At 70.9% G+C, this 19193-nt stretch carries 18 protein-coding genes; all 18 read left to right on the top strand.

The features are described 5' to 3' along the window. Nucleotides 1-57: 57 nt before the first annotated feature. The 18 genes from ACFYWX_RS29265 (at nt 58) to ACFYWX_RS29180 (ending at nt 19086) form a co-directional block, all read left to right on the top strand. Entirely contained in the window at nt 58-1542 is a 1485-nt protein-coding gene (locus tag ACFYWX_RS29265) for an FAD-dependent monooxygenase (protein WP_389427111.1), read from the top strand. 70 nt (nt 1543-1612) lie between these two features. Further along, a complete protein-coding gene (locus ACFYWX_RS29260; RefSeq protein ID WP_389427110.1) occupies nt 1613-1942 on the top strand; it encodes a TcmI family type II polyketide cyclase in 330 nt (109 codons plus the stop codon). A 34-nt stretch (nt 1943-1976) separates the two neighbouring features. Then, nucleotides 1977-3245 carry a beta-ketoacyl-[acyl-carrier-protein] synthase family protein gene (locus tag ACFYWX_RS29255; protein WP_389427109.1) on the top strand — a complete coding sequence of 423 codons (1269 nt, stop codon included), beginning with the start codon at nt 1977-1979 and terminating at the stop codon, nt 3243-3245. After that, entirely contained in the window at nt 3242-4459 is a 1218-nt protein-coding gene (locus ACFYWX_RS29250) for a ketosynthase chain-length factor (protein ID WP_389427108.1), read from the top strand. The genes ACFYWX_RS29255 and ACFYWX_RS29250 overlap by 4 nt, the downstream gene beginning before the upstream one ends. 50 nt (nt 4460-4509) lie before the next feature. Next, nucleotides 4510-4779, top strand: coding sequence for an acyl carrier protein (locus ACFYWX_RS29245; RefSeq protein WP_389427107.1), 270 nt, complete (start codon nt 4510-4512; stop codon nt 4777-4779). Nucleotides 4780-4818: 39 nt separating this feature from the next. Then, complete coding sequence (fabG, locus tag ACFYWX_RS29240) at nt 4819-5604, top strand: 3-oxoacyl-ACP reductase FabG (protein ID WP_389427106.1); 786 nt, start codon at nt 4819-4821, stop codon at nt 5602-5604. A 54-nt stretch (nt 5605-5658) separates the two neighbouring features. Further along, nucleotides 5659-6615: an aromatase/cyclase gene (locus ACFYWX_RS29235; RefSeq protein WP_389427105.1), complete on the top strand. Its 957-nt coding sequence runs from the start codon at nt 5659-5661 to the stop codon at nt 6613-6615. Between the two features lie 3 nt (nt 6616-6618). Then, nucleotides 6619-8889 (top strand): SDR family NAD(P)-dependent oxidoreductase, encoded by a 2271-nt coding sequence (locus tag ACFYWX_RS29230; protein WP_389427104.1) that lies wholly within the window; start codon nt 6619-6621, stop codon nt 8887-8889. A gap of 135 nt (nt 8890-9024) precedes the next feature. After that, complete coding sequence (locus ACFYWX_RS29225) at nt 9025-9606, top strand: NADPH-dependent FMN reductase (protein WP_389427103.1); 582 nt, start codon at nt 9025-9027, stop codon at nt 9604-9606. Between the two features lie 36 nt (nt 9607-9642). Continuing rightward, nucleotides 9643-11217: an acyl-CoA carboxylase subunit beta gene (locus tag ACFYWX_RS29220; RefSeq protein ID WP_389427102.1), complete on the top strand. Its 1575-nt coding sequence runs from the start codon at nt 9643-9645 to the stop codon at nt 11215-11217. Next, nucleotides 11214-11423, top strand: coding sequence for an acyl-CoA carboxylase subunit epsilon (locus ACFYWX_RS29215; protein WP_389427101.1), 210 nt, complete (start codon nt 11214-11216; stop codon nt 11421-11423). The genes ACFYWX_RS29220 and ACFYWX_RS29215 overlap by 4 nt, the downstream gene beginning before the upstream one ends. A 67-nt stretch (nt 11424-11490) precedes the next feature. Further along, the gene (locus ACFYWX_RS29210) at nt 11491-12558 is read left to right on the top strand and encodes a glucose-1-phosphate thymidylyltransferase (protein WP_389427100.1); all 1068 of its coding nucleotides are present in this window, start codon (nt 11491-11493) and stop codon (nt 12556-12558) included. After that, nucleotides 12555-13544 carry a dTDP-glucose 4,6-dehydratase gene (rfbB, locus tag ACFYWX_RS29205; protein ID WP_389427099.1) on the top strand — a complete coding sequence of 330 codons (990 nt, stop codon included), beginning with the start codon at nt 12555-12557 and terminating at the stop codon, nt 13542-13544. The genes ACFYWX_RS29210 and rfbB overlap by 4 nt, the downstream gene beginning before the upstream one ends. A 71-nt stretch (nt 13545-13615) precedes the next feature. Continuing rightward, nucleotides 13616-14920, top strand: coding sequence for a lipopolysaccharide biosynthesis protein RfbH (rfbH, locus tag ACFYWX_RS29200; RefSeq protein WP_389427098.1), 1305 nt, complete (start codon nt 13616-13618; stop codon nt 14918-14920). Next, nucleotides 14917-15678, top strand: coding sequence for an NAD-dependent epimerase/dehydratase family protein (locus ACFYWX_RS29195; protein ID WP_389427097.1), 762 nt, complete (start codon nt 14917-14919; stop codon nt 15676-15678). The genes rfbH and ACFYWX_RS29195 overlap by 4 nt, the downstream gene beginning before the upstream one ends. Nucleotides 15679-15719: 41 nt before the next feature. Then, nucleotides 15720-17126 (top strand): NDP-hexose 2,3-dehydratase family protein, encoded by a 1407-nt coding sequence (locus ACFYWX_RS29190; RefSeq protein ID WP_389427096.1) that lies wholly within the window; start codon nt 15720-15722, stop codon nt 17124-17126. After that, nucleotides 17126-18094, top strand: a complete 969-nt coding sequence (locus ACFYWX_RS29185; protein ID WP_389427095.1) for a Gfo/Idh/MocA family protein — start codon at nt 17126-17128, stop codon at nt 18092-18094. Before ACFYWX_RS29190 ends, ACFYWX_RS29185 begins: the two co-directional genes overlap by 1 nt. Continuing rightward, nucleotides 18091-19086 carry an alpha/beta hydrolase gene (locus tag ACFYWX_RS29180; protein WP_389427094.1) on the top strand — a complete coding sequence of 332 codons (996 nt, stop codon included), beginning with the start codon at nt 18091-18093 and terminating at the stop codon, nt 19084-19086. Before ACFYWX_RS29185 ends, ACFYWX_RS29180 begins: the two co-directional genes overlap by 4 nt. The last annotated feature ends 107 nt before the right edge of the window (nt 19087-19193 follow it).

The following is a 19193-nucleotide window of genomic DNA, read 5'->3' as shown; positions in this document are numbered from 1 at the left end:
TTCCTTTCGCGGATTCATGGACTCAACGGAATTCCCGACCTATCCAAGGAGCGGAAAATGGACGCTGCGGTGATCATCGCCGGCGCCGGTCCGGCCGGACTCATGCTTGCCGGTGAACTCCGGCTCGCGGGGGTCGACGTCATCGTGCTCGAGCGCCTCGCGGAACGGACCGGCGAGTCGCGCGGGCTCGGCTTCACCGCGCGCACCATGGAGGTGTTCGACCAGCGTGGCCTGCTGCCCCGGTTCGGTGACATCGAGACCAGCGCGCAAGGGCATTTCGGCGGCATCCCCGTGGACTTCGGGCTGCTGGAGGGCGCCTGGAAGGCCGCCAAGACCGTGCCGCAGAGCGTGACGGAGACCAGGCTGGAGGAGTGGGCCCGCGAGCTGGGCGCCGACATCCGGCGCGGCCACGAACTGCTCTCCCTGCGGGAGGACGGTGACGCGGTCGAGGTCGAGGTTCGCGGCCCAGAGGGGCCCCGGACCCTGCGCGCCGCCTACCTGGTGGGCTGCGACGGCGGCCGCAGCACGGTCCGCGGGGCCGCGGGATTCGACTTCCCCGGCACCGCGGCCACCAGGGAGATGTTCCTGGCGGACGTGAGGGGGCTCGACCTGGAGCCCCGCATGATCGGCGAGACCCTGCCCGGCGGCATGGTCATGGTCGCCAACCTGCCCGGCGGCATCACCCGCATCGTCGCGGTGGAGTACGGGACCCCGCCCCGACGCCGCGAGACACCACCGGCGTACGAGGAGATCACGGCCGTCTGGAAGCGGCTGACCGGCGGCGACATCACGCACGGCGAACCGGTGTGGCTCAGCGCCTTCGGGGACGCCGCCCGCCAGGTCAGCGAGTACCGCAGGGGCCGCGTCCTGCTGGCCGGCGACGCCGCGCACATCCATCTGCCGGCCGGCGGCCAGGGCATGAACACCAGCGTCCAGGACGCGGTGAACCTCGGCTGGAAGCTGGCCGCCGTCATCAACGGCTGGGCGGGCACCGACCTGCTGGACACCTACCACAGCGAGCGGCACCCGGTCGGCGAGCGGCTCCTGATGAACACCCGCGCGCAGGGACTGCTGCTGCTCAGCGGCCCCGAGGCGCAGCCGCTGCGCGACGTGATGGCGGAGCTGATCGGCTTCGAGGAGGTCAACCGCCACCTCGCCGCCATGGTCAGCGGCCTGGAGATCACGTACGACGTCGGCGGCGGGAGCAACCCGCTGCTCGGCAGGCGCATGCCGCACCTCGAACTGGTCGGCGAGCACAGCAAGTCCAGCAGCACCGAACTGCTGCACACCGGCCGGGGCGTGCTGCTCGACCTGGCGGACAACGCGCGGCTGCGGGAGCGCGCCGCCGCCTGGTCGGCCCGCGTGGACATCGTCACCGCGGCGCCCCACGCGGTGCCCGAGGACAGTGCGCTGCACGGCACGTCCGCCGTCCTGATCCGCCCGGACGGCCATGTCGTATGGGTCGCCCCGGGCAGCCATCACGACCTGCCCATGGCCCTCACACGCTGGTTCGGCCGCCCCACGGCCGGGCGCGCGGTCTAGGGCCTGTCCGGCGGAGCACGCTGCGGTTTTCGTATCCACTCGTTTTCTGCTGCCTGAGGAGAGAAGAGGAATGCACAGCACACTGATCGTGGCCCGGATGGACCCCGAGTCGAGTATTGACGTGGCCAGGCTCTTCGGTGAGTTCGACCGCACCGAAATGCCCCACCGCATGGGCACCCGGCGCCGTCAGCTTTTCTCGTACCGAGGCCTGTACTTCCATCTGCAGGATTTCGACCAGGACAACGGCGGTGAACTCATAGAGGAAGCCAAGACCGACCCGCGGTTCATCGGGATCAGCCAGGACCTGAAGCCCTTCATCGAGGCGTACGACCCGGCGACGTGGCGCTCCCCGGCCGATGCGATGGCGACCCGCTTCTACGACTGGACGGCTTCATCGTGAAGGCGTCGACCCATGTGACGGGAGGTGACCCCGCGTGGGACGCCGCGTAGTAGTCACCGGAATCGGAGTCCTCGCGCCGGGCGGCATCGGGACCAAGAACTTCTGGAACCTGCTCAGTGAGGGCCGCACCGCGACACGGGGGATCACCTTCTTCGATCCCTCCTCGTTCCGTTCGCAGATCGCGGCCGAGGCCGACTTCGACGCCGAACTGAGCGGGCTGAGCCCGCAGGAGATCCGGCGGATGGACCGCGCCGCGCAGTTCGGCGTGGTCACCGCCCGCGAGGCGCTCGCGGACAGCGGCCTCGACCTGGCCGGGTTCGACCCGCATCGCACCGGGGTCACCATCGGCAGCGCGGTCGGCGCGACGACGGGGCTCGACGAAGAGTACCGAGTGGTCAGCGACGGAGGCCGGCTCGATCTCGTCGACCACACGTACACCCCGCAGCATCTGTACAACCACTTCGTGCCGAGCTCCTTCTCGGCCGAGGTGGCCTGGGCCGTCGGGGCCGAGGGGCCCAACACCGTGGTCTCCACCGGCTGCACCTCGGGAATCGACTCGGTCGGCCACGCCGTCGAGCTGATCCGCGAGGGCACCGCCGACGTGATGATCGCCGGTGCGACGGACGCCCCCATCTCGCCGATCACCATGGCCTGCTTCGACGCGATCAAGGCGACCACCCCCCGCAACGACGACCCCGAACACGCCTCGCGGCCCTTCGACGGGACCCGCAACGGCTTCGTGCTCGGCGAGGGGTGCGCGGTCTTCGTCCTGGAGGAGCTGACCGCCGCCCGGCGGCGCGGCGCCCACATCTACGCCGAGATCGCCGGCTACGCCTCGCGCTGCAACGCCTTCCACATGACGGGTCTGCGGCCCGACGGACGCGAGATGGCCGAGGCGATCCGTATCGCGCTCGACGAGGCGCGGGTGAACCCCGAGGCCATCGACTACATCAACGCGCACGGCTCGGGAACCAAGCAGAACGACCGGCACGAGACGGCCGCGTTCAAGGTCAGCCTCGGCGAGCACGCGTACCGCACGCCGGTCAGCTCCATCAAGTCCATGGTGGGTCACTCGCTCGGCGCGATCGGCTCGATCGAGATAGCGGCGTCCCTCCTCGCCATGGAGAACAACGTGGTGCCGCCCACCGCGAACCTGCACACCCCGGATCCGGAGTGCGACCTCGACTACGTCCCGCTCGTCGCCCGCGAGCACGCCACGGACACGGTCCTGACGGTCGGCAGCGGGTTCGGCGGATTCCAGAGCGCGATGGTGCTGGCCCGCCCGGAGAGGAGAGCGGCATGACCACCTCAGCTGTCATCACCGGTATCGGCATCGCCACCCCCAACGGGATCGGCGTGGACGACTACTGGTCCGCGACCCGGGTCGGCAAGAACGCCATCGGCCCCGTCACCCGGTTCGACCCCGCGCAGTACCCGGCCACGCTGGCCGGTGAGATCCAGGGCTTCGTCGCCGACGACCACCTGCCCGGGCGGCTGATCCCGCAGACCGACCGGATGACCCAACTCGCCCTGGCCGCCGCCGACTCGGCATTCGAGGACGCCGGCGTCAGGCCCGGTGACTTCGCCGAGTTCGACATGGGCGTCGTCACGGCCAGCACCGCGGGCGGCTTCGAGTTCGGCCAGAACGAGCTGCAGGCACTGTGGAGCAAGGGCAGCCAGTACGTGAGCGCGTACCAGTCGTTCGCCTGGTTCTACGCGGTCAACAGCGGCCAGATCTCGATCCGCAACGGTATGCGCGGGCACAGCGGCGTGGTCGTCAGCGACCAGGCCGGCGGGCTCGACGCGATCGCCCAGGCGCGCCGGCAGATCCGCAAGGGCAGCAAGCTGATCTGTTCCGGCGGATTCGACGCCTCGATCTGCCCGTGGGGCTGGGTGGCCCAGCTGGCCAACGGACGCATCAGCACCAGCGACAACCCGGAGCGGGCCTATCTGCCCTTCGACGCCGACGCCCGCGGGTATGTCCCGGGCGAGGGCGGTGCGCTGCTCATCCTCGAGGACGCCGACGCCGCGCGCGAGCGTGGCGCGGAGAACGTCTACGGCGAGATCGCGGGCTACGGATCGACCTTCGACCCGAGGCCCGGCAGCGGCCGCGAGCCCGGCCTGCGCCGCGCGATCGAGCTGGCCCTCGCCGACGCCGGGGCCGAACCCGGAGACATCGACGTGGTGTTCGCGGACGCCGCGGGCACCCCCGAGCTCGACCGCGCCGAGGCCGAAGCGCTCATCGCGGTCTTCGGTCCGTCCGAGGTCCCGGTCACCGCACCGAAGACCATGACCGGCCGGCTGTACTCCGGAGCCGCTCCGGTGGACGTCGTCGCCGCCGTCCTCGCCATGCGGGAGGGCCTGATTCCGCACACCGTGAACGTCACGCTCTCCCCGGAGTACGACATCGACCTGGTCACCGGGCAGCCGAGGACGGCGTTCGTGCGCACGGCGCTCGTCGTCGCCCGCGGCTACGGCGGCTTCAACTCCGCGGTGGTCGTGCGCAGCACCGACTGACCGACTGTGCCAGGGCCACACCTGTGCCCAAACCCCCTGAAGGGACGGACATGTCCAACCACGAATTCACCGTCGCCGACCTCAAGCGCATCCTGCTCGAAGGCGCGGGCGCCGACGAGAACGTCGACCTCGACAGCGACATCCTCGACACCGGCTTCGAAAGCCTCGGCTACGAGTCGCTGGCCCTCCTCGAAACCGCGGGACGCATCGAGCGCGAGTACGGCATCACCCTCGACGACGAGGTCTTCGTCGACCACCCCACGCCGCGCGCCCTGGTGGCGGCCGTCAACGAGCTGCTGCTCGGCTCCGTGGCCGCCTAGCCCCCACCCCTTCGTACAGACGTTTGGAGAAGACGACAGATGTCGCAGCAGGACAAGCGCGTCGCCCTGGTCACGGGAGCGACCAGCGGGATCGGCCTCGCCGCCGCCCGGCTGCTCGCCGCCCAGAACCACCGGGTGTTCATCGGCGCGCGCAACCCGGAGAACGTGGCGGAGACCGTCAAGCAGTTGCAGGACGAGGGACTCGACGTCGACGGCACCACCCTCGACGTCCGGTCCGCCGACGGCATACGCGCCTTCGTGCGGACCGCGGTCGAGCGCTTCGGCACCGTCGACGTCCTGGTCAACAACGCGGGCCGCTCCGGCGGCGGCGTGACCGCGGACATCGCGGACGAGCTGTGGGACGACGTCATCGCGACCAACCTCACCAGCGTGTTCCGGATGACCCGCGAGGTCCTCACCACGGGCGGCATGCGGGACAAGGCCCGCGGCCGCATCATCAACATCGCGTCCACCGCGGGCAAGCAGGGCGTCGTCCTGGGCGCCCCGTACTCGGCGTCCAAGCACGGCGTCGTCGGCTTCACCAAGGCCCTGGGCAACGAGCTCGCGCCGACCGGCATCACCGTCAACGCGGTCTGCCCGGGCTACGTCGAGACGCCCATGGCCCAGCGTGTGCGCCAGGGCTACGCCGCCGCCTACGACGCCACCGAGGAAGCCATCCTCGAGAAGTTCCAGGCCAAGATCCCGCTCGGACGCTACTCCACGCCGGAGGAGGTCGCGGGCCTGGTCGGCTATCTGGCCTCCGACACCGCCGCCTCCATCACCTCGCAGGCGCTCAACGTCTGCGGCGGCCTCGGCAACTTCTGAGCACCGACGGCAACCGCAAAGACCCGACGCCCGTATCCCGAAAGGAGCTCACCCATGACGGTCCGTGAGGTGGAGCACGAGGTCACCGTGCACGCCCCCGCCGCCGAGGTCTACCGCCTGATCGCCGAGGTGAAGAACTGGCCGCGCATCTTCCCGCCCACCATCTACGTCGACCAGGTCGAGGAGGGCGTACCGGACGCGTGCGGCAGGAGCGAGGAACGCATCCGGATCTGGGCCACCGCGGGCGGCACGGCCAAGAACTGGACCTCGCGCCGCAGCCTCGACCCGGAGGCGCTGCGGATCACCTTCCGCCAGGAGGTGTCCGCACCGCCGGTCGCCGCCATGGGCGGCACCTGGATCATCGAGCCGCTCTCCGCGGACGAGTCCAGAATCCGGCTGCTGCACGACTACCGGGCCGTCGACGACGACCCGGAGTCGCTGAAGTGGATCGACGAGGCCGTCGACCGCAACTCCCGCTCCGAACTCGCCGCGCTCAAGACCAACGTCGAGCTGGCCCGCGCCACGGAGGAGGTGACGTTCTCCTTCGAGGACACCGTGCAGATCAACGGCTCCGCGAAGGACGTCTACGACTTCATCAACGAGGGTGAGAAGTGGGAGGAGCGGCTGCCGCACGTGGCGTCCGTACGCCTCGAGGAGCTCTCCCCGGGGCTGCAGATCCTGGAGATGGACACCCGTACCAAGGACGGCCACACGCACACGACCAAGTCCTACCGGGTGTGCTTCCCGCACCAGAGGATCGCCTACAAGCAGGTGACCCTGCCGGCGTTGATGACCCTGCACACGGGCTACTGGACGTTCACGGAGAACGAGGACGGCGTCGCCGCCTCCTCGCAGCACACCGTCGTGCTGAACACCGAGAACATCACCAGGTTCCTCGGTGAGGACGCCGGGATCGCCGAGGCCAGGGCCCACGTCCAGACGGCCCTGAGCACCAACAGCCGGGCCACCCTGGGTCTCGCCAAGGACCACGCCGAGCAGCAGCGGCGCTGACCCATGCCCGCGAACCACACGGAATCCCAGGTGATCGTGGTCGGGGCGGGTCCGGTCGGGCTGATGCTCGCCGGCGAGCTGCGGCTCGGCGGGGCGGAGGTGGTGGTGGTCGAACAACTGGCCACACCCACCACGGAGTCGAGGGCGTCCACCCTGCACGCCCGCACCATGGAGATCCTCGACAGCCGGGGCCTGCTGGACGAGCTGGGACCCGTGCCGAACGACGTCATGGGCCACTTCGGCGGGATCCCGCTCGACCTCACCCTTCCCTCGGCCTTCCCCGGCCAGTGGAAGGTCCCGCAGACCCGCGTCGAGGAACTGCTCCACACCTGGGCGACCGGCCTGGGCGCCGTCGTCCTGCGCGGCCACCGGCTGCGCGGTCTCACGGTCGCCGAGGACCATGTGGAGGCGGACGTGCTCGGCCCCGCCGGGCCGGCAGGGCTGCGGGCCCGGTACGTGGTCGGGTGCGACGGGGAGCACAGCGCCGTGCGCCGCCTCGGCGGCATCGGCTTCCCCGGCGTCGACGCCTCCCGCGAACTCATACGCGCCGATGTGGCGGGCATCGACATCCCGCCGCGCCGCTTCCAGCGCCTCGAACGCGGTCTGGCCATCGCCGCGCGCCGTCCCGACGGAGTGACGCGCGTCATGGTGCACGAGTTCGGCCGCGCGGCCGAACACCGCACCGTGCAACCGGAGTTCAGCGAGGTCGCCGAGGTCTGGAAGCGCGTCACCGGCGAGGACATCAGTGGCGGGGAACCGCTCTGGGTCAACGCGTTCGGAGACGCGTCACGGCAGGCGCAGCGGTACCGGGAGGGCCGGATCCTGCTGGCCGGCGACGCCGCCCACCAGCAGATGCCGGTCGGCGGCCAGGCACTCAACCTGGGCCTGCAGGACGCCGTGAACCTCGGCTGGAAGCTGGCCGCGCAGGTGGGCGGGCACCGGCCGGCCGGGCTCCTGGACAGCTACCACTTGGAACGGCACGCCGTCGGACGGCGCACGCTGAGCAACATCAGGGCGCAGTCCCTGCTGCTGCTCGGCGGCGCCGACGTGGAGGGCATCAGGACCGCGTTCGGTGAACTCCTGGCCAAGGACGGCGTACGTGCCCATCTGGCCGGGACGATCTCGGGCCTGGAGGTCCGCTACGACGTGGGTCCGGGCGGCCGTCCCCTGCTCGGGCGGCGTCTTCCGCACGCGGAACTGACCGGGGAGCAGGGGGCCGTCACCACCACCGCCCTGCTCCGCCAGGGCCGCGGCGTGCTCCTCGACCTGTCGGACGACCCGCTCCGCGGGGCACGGCTGCGCGACGTGGCCGGGGCATGGAACCCACGGGTCACCGTCGTCACCGCCGAAGCCCCGTATGACGACTCCCTGTTGGGCGGCGCGGACACCCTCCTCGTACGCCCGGACGGTCATGTCGTGTTCACCGGTGGTGACGGCGAGGCGGACCTCCGGACCGTGCTGCGGCGCTGGTTCGGCGAGCCGGAGCTCACCGGCGGCCCGTCCGTCGGCGGCGAACTCACCGGCGGCGAACTCACCGGCGGCGAACTCACCGGCAGCGAACCCGCCGGCGGCGAACTCGCCGGCAGGACCGCGCTCGTGACCCACGCGGGCGGTGGTGCGGGGCGGGCGAGCGCCCTGTGCCTCGCGCGCAAGGGCGCCCTCGTCGCCGTGCACCACACCTCCGGAAGGTCCGAGAAGGAGGCGGCCGACGACGTCGTCGCCGCGATCGAGAAGGACGGCGGCCGTGCCTTCGCGGTCGGCGCGGAACTCGGCGGGTACGCCCATGTCCAGCGGCTCTTCGCCGGCCTGGAGGCGGAGTTGACGGCCCGAACCGGCAGGGCGGACCTCGACATCCTGGTCAACAACGCCGGTGCCGTCCCCGGCGTCGCACCCGAGAAGGCCACGCCGGAGGAGTTCGACCACCTGGTCGCGGCGGGCGCCAAGGTGCCGTACTTCGTCATCCAGCGGGCGCTCAAGAACCTCGCCGACGAAGGCCGTGTCATCAACGTCCCCTGGTCGTCGGTCGAGCCCGTGGGCCCGAAGGCGGTCGCGCACGCGATGGCCAAAAGCGCCGTCGAGACCCTCGCCCGGCACTACGCCACGGCGCTCGCCGTGCGCGGCATCACCGTCAACAGCGTGGCGCCCGGCGCCGAGGGCGACGGCGACCGGGTCGGCACGATGGTGGCCTTCCTCGCCGGCGCCGACGCCGGCGGGATCACCGGCGCCGTCCTCGACGCCGGCGGCGGCCCGGCACGCGGCGGTCCGACCGACTGACCCCTGCCCTCCCACAGAACGTCGGCCGCACACATCCCCCGGTGCGCCGACCGGTCGGCCGCGGAGCCCAACTCTCCGCGGCCGACCGCTTTCTCATGCTCTTTCGCTCACTTTCACCTTCTTGAAAGGACACTCATGTCGCAGGAGCCCCTCCGCCTCGCGGTGATCGTCGGCAGCAACCGCGAGGCCCGCTTCGGCCAGGTCGTCGGTGACTGGTTCGCCGGCGTGGCGAAGCGGCGCGAGGACGTCACGGTCGACGTGATCGACCTCGCGCACCACGACCTGACCACCGTGCTGTCCCGGAACCCGTCGCCGGAGGTCGCCGGCGAACTGGGCAAGATCTCCCCGCGCCTCGCGGACGCGGACGCCTTCGTGGTGGTGACGCCGGAGTACAACCACAGTTACCCCGCCTCCCTGAAGAACCTCATCGACTGGCACCACACGCAGTGGCAGGCCAAGCCCGTCGGCTTCGTGTCCTACGGCGGCCTTTCGGGCGGCCTGCGCGCGGTCGAGCACCTGCGGCCGGTCTTCGCCGAGCTGCACGCGGTGACCGTGCGGGACGTGGTCAGCCTGCACATGGCGTGGGAGCAGTTCGGCCCGGACGGCGAGCCCAAGGACAACGGCCCCGCGCAGGCCGCGAAGGTGCTCCTCGACCAGCTCCGCTGGTGGGGCGACGCCCTGCGCGCTGCCCGCGCCAGGGCCCCGTACGGAAGTTGACCACTGGCCCGACCACCGAACGGAGTGGTATTCAGCATGTCCACCGTCGAAGAGGCCGTCCCGGGCATCCATGACCGGCTCGACGAGCTGAGGTCCCTCAAGGACCTGGCCCGCGAGGGCATGGACCCGGCCGCCACCGAGCGGCAGCACGCCAAGGGCAAGCTCACCGCGTACGAGCGCATCGAACTGCTCCTGGACGAAGGGTCGTTCAACGAGGTCGAGCCGCTGCGCAGGCACCGGGCCACCGGTTTCGGCCTGGAGGCGAAACGGCCGTACACCGACGGTGTCGTCACCGGCTGGGGCACGGTCCACGGGCGCACGGTCTTCGTCTACGCGCACGACTTCCGGATCTTCGGCGGCGCCCTGGGCGAGGCGCACGCCACCAAGATCCACAAGATCATGGACATGGCCCTCGCGGCCGGGGCCCCGCTGGTCTCCCTGAACGACGGCGCGGGCGCCCGCATCCAGGAGGGCGTCACCGCGCTGGCCGGCTACGGCGGCATCTTCCAGCGCAACACCAAGGCATCCGGAGTGATCCCGCAGATCAGCGTGATGCTCGGGCCCTGCGCCGGGGGCGCCGCCTACAGCCCCGCGCTCACCGACTTCGTGTTCATGGTCCGTGAGACCTCGCAGATGTTCATCACCGGACCCGACGTGGTCAAGGCGGTGACCGGCGAGGAGATCACCCAGAACGGTCTCGGCGGCGCAGACGTCCACGCGGGCACCTCCGGCGTGGCGCACTTCGCGTACGACGACGAGGAGAGCTGCCTGGAGGAGGTCCGCTTCCTGCTCTCGCTGCTGCCCGCCAACAACCGTGAACTCGCGCCCGTGGAGCCCGCCGGCGACCCGGCCGACCGGCCCACCGACGCCCTGCTCGGGCTGGTCCCCACGGACCCCGGCCGGTCCTACGACATCCGCGCGGTGATCGAGGAAGTCGCCGACCACGGCGAGCACTTCGAGGTGCACCCGGCCTGGGGCGCCAACATCGTGTGCTCGCTGGCCCGCCTCGACGGACACGTGGTCGGCGTCGTCGCCAACCAGCCCGCCGTCATGGCCGGTGTCCTGGACATCGAGTCGTCCGAGAAGGCCGCCCGCTTCGTACAGTTCTGCGACGCCTTCAACATCCCCCTGGTCACCCTGGTGGACGTCCCCGGCTTCCTGCCGGGCGTCGACCAGGAGCACAACGGCATCATCCGGCGCGGCGCCAAGCTCCTGTACGCGTACTGCAACGCGACCGTGCCCCGGATCTCGCTCGTGCTGCGCAAGGCCTACGGCGGTGCCTACATCGTCATGGACTCCCGCTCCATCGGCGCCGACCTGGCCCTCGCCTGGCCCACCAACGAGATCGCGGTGATGGGCGCGGAGGGCGCGGCCAACGTCATCTTCCGCCGCGAGATCAACGCCTCCGACGATCCCGACGCCGTACGACGGCAGCGGATCAAGGAGTACAAGACCGAGCTGATGCACCCCTACTACGGGGCCGAGCGCGGCCTGATCGACGACGTCATCGACCCGCGGGACACCCGCAGGGTGCTGACCCGGGCCCTGGCGATGCTCCGCGCCAAGCACGCCGAACTGCCCTCGCGCAAGCACGGAAACCCCCCGCAGTGAGCACGCGGGAGACGTCCTTCGCGCCGCTCATCCGCGTGGAGAAGGGGACCCCGGACGCCGTGGAACTGGCCGCGCTCACCGCGGTGCTCCTCGGCCGGTGCGCCGGCGCGTCCCAGGAGCCCGAAGACCCGGCGCGGACCGTCGCCCGGTGGCGGCGCGCCGAGCACTCCTCGGGGCGCCCGACTCCCCGCAGCTGGCGTGCATGAGCGCACGGCCGCCGAGCGGACACCCTCATCCATTCCTCTTGAATCCGTCGTGAGCAAAGGAAACAACATGAAGGCTCTGGTCCTGTCGGGCGGGTCGGGCACCCGTCTCCGCCCCTTCAGCTACTCGATGCCGAAGCAGCTCATCCCGATCGCCAACAAGCCGGTCCTCGAACACGTGCTGGAGAACATCAAGGCCCTCGGAGTGACCGAGATCGGCATCATCGTCGGCGACCGGGCTCCGCAGATCCAGGCGGTCATCGGTGACGGGTCCGCGCTCGGCGTGCGGATCACGTACATCCCGCAGGAGGAGCCGCTCGGCCTCGCCCACTGCGTGGCGATCGCCCGGCCCTTCCTCGGCGACGACGACTTCGTGATGTACCTCGGCGACAACATGCTCCCTGAGGGCGTCGGACAGATCGCCGACGAGTTCACGGCCGGCCGCCCGGCCGCCCAGGTGGTGGTCCACAAGGTGTCGGACCCGCGCGCCTTCGGGGTCGCCGAGCTCGACGCGGACGGCCGCGTCGAGCGCCTGGTGGAGAAGCCGCAGGAGCCGAAGAGCGATCTCGCGCTGATCGGCGTCTACTTCTTCACCCCGGCGATCCACCGGGCGGTCGACGCCATCGAGCCGAGCCCGCGCGGAGAGCTGGAGATCACCGACGCCATCCAGTGGCTCGTCACCAACGGCGACGAGGTCAAGGCCAGCGAGTACGAGGGCTACTGGAAGGACACCGGCCGCGTCGAGGACGTGCTGGAGTGCAACCGCAAGCTCCTCGACGACCTCGAGCCGTCCACCGCGGGCGAGGTCGACGCGACCAGCACCCTGATCGGCACGGTCGTCGTCGAAGCGGGCGCCAAGGTCGTCGGCTCCCGCATCGTGGGCCCGGCCGTCATCGGCGCCGGCACGGTGGTGACGGACAGCCACATCGGCCCGCACACCTCCATCGGCAAGGACGTCGTGCTGACCGGCACGAGCATCGAGTACTCCATCGCCCTGGACGGCGCCACCGTCTCCCACGTCCGTGGCCTGCGCAGCTCCATCATCGGACGCTCCGCCTCGGTCGGACCGTCCGACCAGAGCCCCCGTCATCACCGGCTCGTCGTCGGTGACCACACCCGAGTCGAGGTAGCGGCATGAAGAAGACGAAGAAGATCCTGATCACCGGAGGCGCGGGCTTCATCGGCTCCCACTACGTACGCACCCTGCTGGAGAACGGCTACGAGGACTGGAAGGACGCCCACGTCACCGTCCTGGACAAGCTCACCTACGCGGGCAACCGGGACAACCTGCCAAAGACGCACCCGCGCCTCACCTTCGTCCAGGGTGACATCTGCGACAGCGCGCTGCTGCGTGAGCTGCTGCCCGGGCACGACGCGGTGGTCCACTTCGCCGCCGAGTCGCACGTGGACCGCTCCCTGGAGTCCGCCGAGGAGTTCGTCCGCACCAACGTGACCGGCACGCAGCGGCTGCTCGACGCGGTGCTCGCCACCGGCGTCAAGCGCGTCGTCCACGTCTCCACCGACGAGGTCTACGGCTCCATCGACGAGGGCTCCTGGACGGAGGAATGGCCGCTCGCGCCCAACTCCCCGTACTCCGCCTCCAAGGCCGCCTCCGACCTGCTCGCCCGGTCCTACTGGCGCACCCACGGCCTGGACCTCTCCATCACCCGGTGCTCCAACAACTACGGGCCGTACCAGCACCCGGAGAAGCTCATCCCGCTGTTCGTGACCAACCTCCTGGAGGGCGAGCAGGTGCCGCTCTACGGCGACGGCGGCAACATCCGCGAGTGGCTGCACGTCGACGACCACTGCCGCGCCATCGACCTCGTCCTCAACAAGGGCCGCGCCGGCGAGATCTACAACATCGGCGGCGGCAACGAGCAGACCAACCGGGCCATCACCGAACGGCTCCTGGAACTCACCGACTCGGACTGGTCCAAGGTCCGCCACGTTGCCGACCGCAAGGCCCATGACCTGCGCTACTCCCTCGACGAGTCGAAGATCCGCGACGAGCTCGGCTACGCCCCGCGCATCACCTTCGAGCAGGGCCTCGCCGACACCGTCGCCTGGTACGGGGACAACCCCAGCTGGTGGAAGGGCACCAAGCACAACAAGCAGGGATGAAAGCCACCCGCTCCGTGCCCGCCCGGCACGGGGCGGGACGGCACGTACCGCCATCGACGACGGAGGAAAACATGAGTGTGCACAAGGAACTCGTGCTGGACGGGGTCCGCAAGTACCACCAGGACACCCAGCGCGACGGGGTGTTCGTCCCGGGCGTCACCGAGATCTGGCCGTCCGGGGCCGTGCTCGACGAGGACGACCGGGTCGCCCTGGTGGAGGCCGCCCTGGAGATGCGGATCGCCGCGGGCCGCAGCTCCCGCAAGTTCGAGTCGTCCTTCGCCCGCAAGATGAAGCGGCGCAAGGCCCACCTGACCAACTCCGGATCCTCGGCGAACCTGTTGGCCACCACGGCGCTGACCTCGCACCTCCTGGAAGACCGCAGACTGCGGCCCGGCGACGAGGTGATCACCGTGGCGGCGGGCTTCCCCACCACGGTCAACCCGATCCTGCAGAACGGCCTGATACCGGTCTTCGTCGACGTCGAGCTCGGCACCTACAACACGACCGCGGACCGCGTGGCCCAGGCCATCGGCCCCAAGACCCGGGCGATCATCATCGCGCACGCCCTCGGCAACCCCTTCGAAGTCACCGAGATCGCCCAACTCGCCGAACAACACGACCTGTTCCTCATCGAGGACAACTGCGACGCGGTCGGCTCCACGTACGACGGCCGGCTCACCGGCACCTTCGGAGACCTGACCACCGTCAGCTTCTACCCGGCCCACCACCTCACGATGGGCGAGGGCGGCTGCGTCCTGACCGCGAACCTGGCCCTCGCGCGGATCGTGGAGTCACTGCGCGACTGGGGCCGGGACTGCTGGTGCGAGCCGGGCGAGAACAACAAGTGCCTCAAGCGGTTCAACTACCAGATGGGCACGCTGCCCGACGGCTACGACCACAAGTACATCTTCTCGCACGTCGGTTACAACCTGAAGGCCACCGATCTGCAGGCAGCGCTCGGCCTCACCCAGCTCGCCAAGCTCGACGACTTCGTCGACGCCCGCAAGCGCAACTGGCGGCGACTGCGCGACGGCCTGGAGGGCGTGCCGCACCTGCTGCTGCCCGAGGCCACCCCGCGCAGCGACCCGAGCTGGTTCGGCTTCGTCCTCACGGTCAGCCCGGACGCCCCCTTCCGGCGGGCGGAACTGGTCGACTTCCTGGAGGACCGGAAGATCGGCACCCGGCGGCTGTTCGCCGGCAACCTCACCCGGCACCCCGCCTACATCGACCAGCCCCACCGCGTCGTCGGCAACCTCGACAACAGCGACATCATCACCGAACACACCTTCTGGGTCGGCGTCTACCCGGGCCTCACCGACGAGATGCTCGACTACATCGTCTCCTCCGTGAAGGAATTCGTGGAGGCCCGCGGATGACCATGGAGATCGTGGGCAACGGATTCCTCGCCAGAAACCTCCGCCCCTTCGCACACCTGCATCCGGGCACCGTCGCCGTGGCGGCCGGCGTCTCCTGGGCCAGCGGCACCTCCGACGCAGACTTCGCCCGCGAGGCCACGCTGCTCGCCGACGTCGCCGACCGGTGCCGCGCCACCGGACGCCGCCTGCTCTTCTTCTCCACCGCGGCCACCGGCATGTACGGCGCGACGGCCGGGCCGGGCCGGGAGGACAGCCCGATCGTCCCCTGCACCCCCTACGGCGCGCACAAGCTCGCTCTGGAACGGCAGCTGCGGGCCAGCGGCGCCGACCACCTGATCCTGCGCCTCGGGCACCTGGTCGGCCCCGGGCAGCCCGCGCACCAGCTGATCCCCGCCCTCATCCGGCAGATGCGGGCCGGGGACGTACGGGTCCAGCGCGACGCCGCCCGCGACCTGATCGACGTGCGCGACGTCGTCACCGTCATCGACCGGCTGCTCTCCCAGGGGCTGCGCGGCGAGATCGTCAACGTCGCCTCCGGGGTGGCGGTTCCCGTGGAGCACATCGTCGACCACCTGGAGGAACGCCTCGGCCTGCGGGTCCACCGGGAGTACGAGGACGCGGGCGCCCACCACGTCATCTCCATCGACAAGCTGCGCTCCCTGGTCCCCGAGACCGCCGCGATGGACTTCGGCGCCGACTACTACCGACAGGTCCTCGACGCGTTCCTCGCGTCGGAGGGTGCTTCGTCGATGGCCTGACGCCCGCGCCCGACCAGCCCCTCCCACCACAGGAGTTCCGCATGCTTTCCTCCCTCGTCAGGGCCGAGCCCGGCACCGACCGGCTGCGGCCGCGCCACGACCCCTCGGCCGCCGAGCGCATCGCCGCCTCGGCCGCCACCACCACGGGCGCGACCCTGCGCACCGAGGACTTCCCGCAGTGGCTCGAAGGACGCCGCAGAGCCCACCGGTTCAAGGTCGACCGGATCCCCTTCGACGAACTCGACGGCTGGTCGTTCGACGGATCCACCGGGAACCTCGTGCACCGCAGCGGCCGGTTCTTCTCCGTCGAGGGCCTGCACGTCACCCGCGACGAGGGCCCGCACCGCGAGTGGTACCAGCCCATCATCAAGCAGCCCGAAGTCGGGATCCTCGGCATCCTGGTCAAGGAGTTCGACGGTGTCCTGCACTTCCTGATGCAGGCCAAGATGGAACCCGGGAACCCCAACCTGCTGCAGCTCTCGCCGACCGTCCAGGCCACCCGCAGCAACTACACCAAGGTCCACAAGGGCGCCGACGTGAAGTACATCGAGTACTTCACCCGGCCCGGCCGCGGCCGGGTCGTCGCCGACGTGCTGCAGTCCGAGCACGGGTCGTGGTTCTTCCACAAGAGCAACCGAAACATGATCGTCGAGGCCGTCGGCGACGTGCCGCTCGACGACGACTTCTGCTGGCTGACCCTCGGGCAGATCGGCGAACTCCTGCACCGCGACAATGTCGTCAACATGGACTCGCGCACCGTCCTCGCCTGTGCGCCGTTCCCCGACAACGGTGCGGGCGCCCTGCTCTCGGACACCGAGCTCGCCTCGTGGTTCACCGCCGAGCGCTCCCGGCACGACGTGCGCGCCGAACGCGTCCCGCTCGCCGGCCTTCCCGGCTGGGTCCGCGGGAAGTCGAGCATCGACCACGAACAGGGCAGGTACTTCCGCGTCGTCGCGGTCAACGTGCAGGCGGGCAGCCGCGAGGTCAGCGGCTGGACCCAGCCGCTGTTCGAGCCCCTCGGCCTCGGGGTCACCGCCTTCCTGACCCGGCGGTTCGGGGGCGTGCCGCACGTCCTGGTGCACGCCCGCGTGGAGGGTGGCTTCCTCGACACCATCGAGCTCGGCCCCACCGTCCAGTACACCCCGGACAACTACGGGCACCTGACCGGCGAGGACCGGCCGCCCTTCCTCGACCAGGTGCTCGGCGCCGACCCGGCCCGCATCCGGTACGAGGCCGTTCACTCGGAGGAGGGCGGCCGCTTCCTGAACGCCGAGAGCCGCTACCTCCTGGTCGAGGCCGACGAGGAACAGGCGGCGCCGGCCCCGCCCGCCGGCTACCAGTGGGTCACGCCCGCCCAGCTCACCTCCCTCGTCCGGCACGGGCACTACGTCAACGTCCAGGCCCGCACCCTCCTCGCCTGCCTCAACGCTACGGAGGTGCGCACCTGATGGAGACCGTGCGGATCGGAGTCCTGGGCGGCGCGGACATCGCACGCCGCCGCATGCTGCCCGCCATGACCGCCGAGCCCGGCGTCGCGGTCGCCGCGGTCGCCAGCCGCGACGCGGCCAAGGCACGTGACCTGGCCGGACAGTTCGGCGCCCGGCCCGTGACCGGCTATGCCGAGCTCCTCACGCGGGACGACATCGACGCGGTGTACGTCCCGCTGCCCGCCGCGCTGCACGCGCGGTGGACCGAGGCGGCGCTGCGGGCAGGCAAACACGTCCTCGCCGAGAAGCCGCTGACCACGTCACTGCCGCAGACCGAACAACTCCTCGCCCTGGCCGAGGAGTCGGGCCTCGCCCTGATGGAGAACGTCATGTTCGTCCATCACTCCCAGCACGCCGCCGTCCAGAAGCTGCTGGCGGACGGCACGATCGGCGAACTGCGCGCCTTCCACGCCGCGTTCGCCATTCCCTCACTGCCCGGCGACGACATCCGGTACGACCCGGAGCTCGGCGGGGGAGCCCTGTGGGACACCGGTGTCTACCCGCTGCGCGCCGCCCTGCACTTCCTGGGCGACGGTCTCGAAGTCCTCGGCGCCACGCTCACAGGCGGCCCGGGCCGGGAGGTGGACACCGCCGGTGCCGCGCTGCTGCGCACCCCCGAGGGGGTCAGCGCCCAGCTGTCGTTCGGGCTCGACCACGGCTACCGCTCCTCGTACGAGATCTGGGGCAGCCAGGGCCGGATCACGGTCGACCGGGCCTTCACCCCGCCCGCCGACCACCGGCCCCGGATCCGCGTCGAGCGCCGCGGCGGCGTCGAGGAACTTACCCTGCGCCCTGACGACCAGGTCGCCGCCACCGTGAGGGCGTTCGCCGCGGCGGTACGGGGAGCCGTGGCGCCCGACCCGGTGTGCCTGCGGCAGGCGAGGCTGCTGCACGAACTGCGCGAGCACGCGCTGCCGAGCCCCCGATGACCGGCCTCGCGCGCCTGAGAAGGGTCGGCCCCGCGGCGGCCGGAGCGCCGGGCGCGCCCCCGTCGCCCGTCCGTGAGATCACCCTGGACGCCGCCGGCATCCCCCTCTCCGGGCTCCTCGCCGAGCCGCCGGACGGGGCACCGCCGCGGGCCGTGGTGGTCGCCGTGCACGGCGGGGGAATGCGGGCCGGCTATTTCGACAGCCGGGCCCTGCCGGGCCTGTCCCTGCTGCGTCTCGGCGCCGCGCTCGGCTACACCGTCCTCGCCGTGGACCGCCCCGGCTACGGGCAGTCCGCCGCCGCCCTGCCCGAGGGCCAGACCCTGTTCGAGCAGTCCGCGACCCTGCACTGCGCGCTGGCCGGCTTCGCCCGGGACCACCGGCTCGGCGCCGGCTACTTCGTGGTGGCGCACTCCAACGGCGGAAAGCTCGCCCTGGCCGCGGCGGCCGACCCGGCCGGGGACTCCCTCATCGGCCTCGACATCTCCGGGCTCGGCCACCTCTTCGCCGTCGGTCTTCGGCGGATGCCGGGCGTGCACAGCCCCGGTGAATGGCGGCGGCACTGGGGGGCGTTGCGTCTCTACCCGCCCGGGGCGTTCCAGCTCGGCCGGGCACTGGTGGCGCCGGTGCCCGAACGGGAGGCGCGGGAAGGGGCGTTGTGGCCCGAGATGTACCCCGCCATCGCCGCCCGGGTGCGTACGCCGGTCCGCTTCACCTTCGCCGCGCAGGAGCAGTGGTGGCGGCACGATCCCGAGGCGACGCAGGACCTGACGCGCCGTCTTCGGGCGGCGCCCCGCGTGACGGTCGCCCGTCAGCCCGACGCGGGGCACAACATCAGCCTCGGCTGGGCGGCACGGACCTATCACCTCAGGGCGCTGGCCTTCCTCGAGGAGTGTCTGCTGGCCCGCGACGCGGCCGCCCCGGCCCCTCGCGTGCGCGCCCGCACCGCCGACCCGGCGGTCATCGAACCCGCATGTCAGAGCGTGGTGCGCTGAAAGTCAATTCCCGGTGAACGGCATTGCCTCACCGCGCGCGGCCGAAGAAGCTGGTCATCAGTCTCCGCCGTACTGACTTTCTTTCCTGGGCCCTTCCGGGACACCTT

It is taken from the genome of Streptomyces sp. NPDC002888, from assembly GCF_042888465.1.
Lineage (GTDB): Bacteria > Actinomycetota > Actinomycetes > Streptomycetales > Streptomycetaceae > Streptomyces.
The sequence above is the reverse complement of the archived record's forward strand: the minus strand, read 5'-3'. Positions and strand labels throughout refer to the sequence as shown.

Excerpts from the sequence above, each read along its gene's own strand:
- ACFYWX_RS29220 (WP_389427102.1), top strand. The coding sequence starts at position 9,643 with ATGTCCACCGTCGAAGAGGCCGTCCCGGGCATCCATGACCGGCTCGAC.
- fabG (WP_389427106.1), top strand. The coding sequence starts at position 4,819 with ATGTCGCAGCAGGACAAGCGCGTCGCCCTGGTCACGGGAGCGACCAGC.
- ACFYWX_RS29245 (WP_389427107.1), top strand. The coding sequence starts at position 4,510 with ATGTCCAACCACGAATTCACCGTCGCCGACCTCAAGCGCATCCTGCTC.
- ACFYWX_RS29185 (WP_389427095.1), top strand. The coding sequence starts at position 17,126 with ATGGAGACCGTGCGGATCGGAGTCCTGGGCGGCGCGGACATCGCACGC.
- ACFYWX_RS29250 (WP_389427108.1), top strand. The coding sequence starts at position 3,242 with ATGACCACCTCAGCTGTCATCACCGGTATCGGCATCGCCACCCCCAAC.
- ACFYWX_RS29195 (WP_389427097.1), top strand. The coding sequence starts at position 14,917 with ATGACCATGGAGATCGTGGGCAACGGATTCCTCGCCAGAAACCTCCGC.
- rfbH (WP_389427098.1), top strand. The coding sequence starts at position 13,616 with ATGAGTGTGCACAAGGAACTCGTGCTGGACGGGGTCCGCAAGTACCAC.
- ACFYWX_RS29190 (WP_389427096.1), top strand. The coding sequence starts at position 15,720 with ATGCTTTCCTCCCTCGTCAGGGCCGAGCCCGGCACCGACCGGCTGCGG.
- ACFYWX_RS29235 (WP_389427105.1), top strand. The coding sequence starts at position 5,659 with ATGACGGTCCGTGAGGTGGAGCACGAGGTCACCGTGCACGCCCCCGCC.
- rfbB (WP_389427099.1), top strand. The coding sequence starts at position 12,555 with ATGAAGAAGACGAAGAAGATCCTGATCACCGGAGGCGCGGGCTTCATC.
- ACFYWX_RS29230 (WP_389427104.1), top strand. The coding sequence starts at position 6,619 with ATGCCCGCGAACCACACGGAATCCCAGGTGATCGTGGTCGGGGCGGGT.
- ACFYWX_RS29260 (WP_389427110.1), top strand. The coding sequence starts at position 1,613 with ATGCACAGCACACTGATCGTGGCCCGGATGGACCCCGAGTCGAGTATT.
- ACFYWX_RS29180 (WP_389427094.1), top strand. The coding sequence starts at position 18,091 with ATGACCGGCCTCGCGCGCCTGAGAAGGGTCGGCCCCGCGGCGGCCGGA.
- ACFYWX_RS29210 (WP_389427100.1), top strand. The coding sequence starts at position 11,491 with ATGAAGGCTCTGGTCCTGTCGGGCGGGTCGGGCACCCGTCTCCGCCCC.
- ACFYWX_RS29225 (WP_389427103.1), top strand. The coding sequence starts at position 9,025 with ATGTCGCAGGAGCCCCTCCGCCTCGCGGTGATCGTCGGCAGCAACCGC.
- ACFYWX_RS29265 (WP_389427111.1), top strand. The coding sequence starts at position 58 with ATGGACGCTGCGGTGATCATCGCCGGCGCCGGTCCGGCCGGACTCATG.